A 4,935-nucleotide genomic window follows, 5' to 3' on the forward strand; every position below is an offset into this window, starting at 1 on the left:
CCCCACCCGAACCCCCACCAACCGCAGCCGACACCCACTCCACCTCGAAGAGCGAGTCGGTGCCCGCCGTCCCGCCGACGGCCGCGTCCATCGCTGCGGTCAGTTGCTCGGGCGACATCTCCCGTACGCTCAGCGCCTCGACGGCGGCCACCGGCGCGCCCGTCGGGTCGGCGGCGATCACGGAGAAGCTGTCGGGGCCGGCCGGTGCTATCCGCACCCTCAGGGCTGTCGCCCCGACGGCGTACAGCGAGACGCCCGACCAGGCGAACGGCAGCCTGGTGGCGCCGTCCGCGACGAGGGAGGTCAGGCCGATCGGGTGAAGGGCCGCGTCAAGGAGGGCCGGGTGCAGGCCGAACCCGCCGGCGGTGGACGTCAGCGGTTCCGGCAGGGCGACCTCCGCGAACAGTTCCTCGCCGCGTCGCCAGGCACGCAGCATGCCTCGGAAGGCGGGGCCGTACTCGAAACCGCGGTCGGCGAGGCCGTCGTAGAAGCCCTCGACGTCCACCGGTTCGGCGTCACGCGGCGGCCAGGCGGTGAGGTCGTCCGAGGGGGCCGGGGCAGATGTAGCCGGGGTCAGGAGTCCGGTGGCGTGCCGGGTCCAGCCCGGGTCGGTGCTCCGGGTGTGCTGCGGGTCGGGCTGCGGACGGGAGTACACCTGCACGGGCCGGGCGCCGCGGTCGTCGGGGGCGCCGACGGCGACCTGGACCTGTACAGCGCCACCGGGCGGCAGCACCAGCGGCGCTTCGAGGGTGAGATCGTCGACGTGCCCGCAGCCCGCCTCGTCACCGGCGCGCAGCGCCAGCTCCACCAGGGCCGCGCCGGGTACGAGTGGCACCGCGTCCACGGTGTGGTCGGCCAGCCAGGGCTGGGCCGCCGGGGAGAGCCGGCCGGTGAGCAGGACGCCGTCGTCCTCCGCGCGGGCGACGGACGCGCCGAGCAACGGATGGTGGGCGGCGCCGAGTCCGGCGGCGGTCATGTCGCCGGTGCCGGCGGGGGCGTCGAGCCAGTACCGCTGCCGCTGGAAGGCGTACGTGGGCAGGTCCACGCGGTGCGCGCCGAGCCCGTCGAATACGGCCGCCCAGTCGACGGGTGTGCCGGCCGCATACAGCCGGGACACGGCTGTGAGCAGGGCCTTCTCCTCCGGTTCGGCGCGGCGCAGCAGGGAGACGACGACGGCCTCTCCGGCGCTCTCCTGCGCGGACGAGGCCTCTACGGTGTCCAGAGTCTGCTGGATCATCGGCAGCAGTGCCGCCGACGGGCCGACCTCGACCCAGCGGACGACGCCCTGCCCGTGGAGCGCGGTGACTGCGTCGGCGAAGCGGACGGTGGCGCGGACGTGGCCGACCCAGTAGTCGGCGGTGCGCATCTCCTCGGGGTCGGTGACGCCGGTGACGGTGGACACGATCGGGATGCCCGGCTCGTGGAAGGTGACGCTCTGGAGAGTGCGCCGGAACTCGTCGAGCATCGGCTCCATCAGCGGCGAGTGGAAGGCGTGGCTCACCCGGAGGCGCTTGGTGCGACACCCGCGTGCGGTGAGGACGACGACGATCTCGTCCACGGCGGCCTCGGTGCCCGAGAGGACGACCGCGCCGGGCGCGTTGACGGCGGCGAGGCCCACCGCGTCCTCGTGTCCGGCGAGCAGCGGCAGCACCTCGTCGGCGCTCGCCTCGACGGCGACCATGGTGCCCCCGGGCGGAAGTTGCTGCATGAGCCGACCGCGCGCGGCGACCAGCGTGCAGGCGTCCTCCAGTGACAGGATCCCGGACACGTGGGCGGCGGCGATCTCGCCGATGGAGTGTCCCGCGAGGATGTCGGGCCGCACGCCCCACGACTCCAGGAGCCGGAAGAAGGCGACCTCCAGGGCGAAGACGGCGGGCTGGGTGCAGCCAGTGCTGTCGAGCGCCTCGGCCTCGGGCGTGCCCGGAGCGGCGAACAGCACCTCGCGCAGGGGACGTTCGAGGAGCGGATCCAGTACGGCGCACACCTCGTCGAGGGCCTGCCGGAAGTACGGGAACCGTTCGCTGACTTCGCGCCCCATGCCGGCCCACTGCGAGCCCTGCCCGGAGAACAGGAAGGCGGTCGCGCCCCGCGCCGCCGTACCGGTCAGGCTTCCGGCCCCCGCGGTGGCCCCCTCTGCCGCGAACCGGGCGACGAAGGCGAGGAGTTCGTCGCGGTCGGCGCCGTACGCGACGAAGCGGTGCGGGAGAGCGGAACGCGTGACGCCGAGCGAGTACGCGACGTCGGCCGCGCCCAGCTCGGGGCGGGCCAGCAGGTGGGCGTGCAGCCGGGCCGCCTGAGCGCGCAGCGCGTCGGCGCCGCGCGCGGAGACCGGCCAGGTCAGGAGGGCGGGGTCGACGGCGAGCGTTCCGTTGCCGGCCGCCTCGGTCGCCGGCTCCGGAGCCTGCTCGATGATCACGTGCGCGTTGGTGCCACTGACGCCGAACGACGACACCGCCGCCCGGCGCGGCTCCCGGGTGTCGGGCCACGGCTTCGGTTCGGTGAGCAGCCGTACCGCGCCCGCCGACCAGTCGACCTGGTGCGACGGCTCGTCCACGTGCAGCGTGCGCGGCAGCGAACCGGCGCGCAGCGCCATCACCATCTTGATGATCCCGCCGACACCGGCCGCGGCTTGGGTGTGTCCGATGTTCGACTTCAACGACCCCAGCCACAAAGGTTGTTCTCCCGTGCGCCTCTGGCCGTACGTGGCCTGCAGCGCCTGCACCTCGATCGGGTCGCCCAGCGACGTACCCGTACCGTGTCCCTCGACCACGTCGACCTGCGCGGGCGTCAGGTTCGCGGCGGCGAGGGCCTGCCGGATCACCCGCTGCTGGGACGGGCCGTTGGGTGCGGTCAGACCGTTGGACGCGCCGTCCTGGTTGACCGCACTGCCCCGCACCACCGCAAGGACCGGGTGACCCAGACGCTCCGCGTCCGACAGCCGCTCCACCAACAGCATCCCCGCACCCTCGGCCCAGCCCGTACCGTCCGCACCCGCACCGAACGCCTTACACCGGCCATCCGCCGCAAGCCCCCGCTGCCGACTGAACTCGACGAACGTGTCCGGCGTCGCCATCACCGTGACGCCGCCGGCGAGGGCCAGGCTGCACTCGCCCTGCCGCAGCGCCTGGATGGCGAGGTGGAGTGCGACCAGCGACGACGAGCAGGCGGTGTCGACGGTCACCGCCGGGCCCTCCAGGCCGAAGGTGTAGGCGATGCGGCCGGTGGCGATGCTGCCCGCGCTGCCGTTGCCGACGTATCCCTCGACGCCCTCCGGCAGTGCGGCCGCACCCGCACCCGTGCCGAAGCGGGCGCCGTAGTCGTGGTACATGACGCCCGCGAACACGCCCGTACGGCTGCCGCGCAGCGTGGCCGGGTCGATGCCCGCCCGCTCGAACGCCTCCCACGACGTCTCCAGCAGCAGCCGCTGCTGCGGATCCATCGCCAACGCCTCACGCGGCGAAATCCCGAAGAACGCCGGGTCGAACTCGGCGGCGTCGCGCAGGAAACCGCCTTCACGGCAGTACGTCTTGCCGTTGATCGACGGGTCCGGGTCGTAGAGGGCGTCAACGTCCCAGCCGCGGTCGCCGGGCATGGCGCCGATCGCGTCGCAGCCCTTCGAGACCAGCTCCCACAGATCATCCGGCGACTCGACCCCGCCCGGGTACCGGCACGCCATCCCGACGATCGCGACGGGCTCGTGCCGGGCGGCCTCGGCCTGGCCGAGACGGAGCCGGGTCTCGGCCAGATCGGCGGTCACCCGCTTGAGGTAGTCACGCAGCTTCTGCTCGTTGGACATCAGTCAGTCACCATTCGAGTCGTCGTCGGAGACGATCGGGGTCCGGGGTCGACACCGGGGTGGGCGTCGGAAGTGGGCGTCAGGAGTGGACGGCAGGATGGTGGGCCGCCGTGCAGCGGCCCGACCGTCCTGGAACTCAGCCGAGTTCGTTGTCGATGAAGGCGAAGATCTCGTCGTCCGTCGCCGCGTCGATCTGATCGGCGACCCGTTCGGCCTCCGCCGGTCGCGCCGCCTCGTCGAAGCGGGAAAGCAGGGCGGCGAGACGGCGCTGGATGTCGGCGCTCTCCTCGTCGGTCGGATCGACGTCAGTGAGCATCTGCTCGATCCGGTCGAGTTCGCCGAGCAGTCCCTCCGGCCCCGCCGCCGGCAGACCCGGGATCTGCGTGTGCAGATGCCGGGCCAGGTCGGCGGAGGTCGGATGGTCGAAGACGACCGTGGCGGCCAGCTTCAGACCGGTGGCGGCGTGGAGCCTGTTGCGCAGTTCCACCGCCGTGAGCGAGTCGAACCCGAGGTCCTTGAAGGCCCGGTCCGGCTCGACCGACGACGCGGAAGGGTGCCCCAGCACCACGGCGACCTCCGTGCGCACCAGGTCCAGCAGATGCGCCGCCCGCCGACCCTCGTTCATCGCCGCGAGCCGCTCGGCCAGTCCGCCGGCCGAGCCCACAGCCGCCACGGCCGCGGCCTGCCGCCGCGCCCGGCCGGGCACCAGCGCCCGCAGCACGGCGGGCACGTCCTCGGAACGGCCGCGCAGGGCGGGGAGGTTGAGCCGGACGGGGACGAGCAGGCCGTCCGTATCTCCGGTGACCGCCCGGTCGAGCAGCGCCAGCCCCTCGGCCTCGCCCAGCGCCTCCGCGCCGAGGCGGGCGATCCGCTGCCGGTCCGACTCCGCCAGCCCCGACGTCATCGCACTCGCCTCGGCCCACAGGCCCCACGCCAGGGACAGACCGGGCAACCCCTCCGCACGGCGAGCCTGGGCAAGCGCATCCAGGAACACATTCGCCGCCGCATAGTTGGCCTGCCCCGCATTCCCGAACACACCGGCCGCCGACGAGAACACCACGAACGCCGACAGATCATGCTCCCGGGTCAGTTCGTGCAGGTGCCAGGTCGCATCCACCTTCGGACGCAGCACCGCATCG

The 4,935-nt window shown here is 73.3% G+C and carries 1 protein-coding gene and 1 pseudogene; both read right to left on the bottom strand.

Going from position 1 to position 4,935, the window contains the following annotated elements; genetic code table 11:
* A pseudogene (locus K7854_RS37055) lies at positions 1–3,793 on the bottom strand (type I polyketide synthase); the annotation flags it as partial.
* 139 nt (positions 3,794–3,932) lie between these two features.
* Positions 3,933–4,935: beta-ketoacyl reductase (locus tag K7854_RS37060; RefSeq protein ID WP_226030954.1), on the bottom strand; the 1,003-nt coding region annotated here is incomplete at its 5' end.

Source organism: Streptomyces hyderabadensis, from assembly GCF_020404845.1.
Taxonomy (GTDB): domain Bacteria; phylum Actinomycetota; class Actinomycetes; order Streptomycetales; family Streptomycetaceae; genus Streptomyces; species Streptomyces hyderabadensis.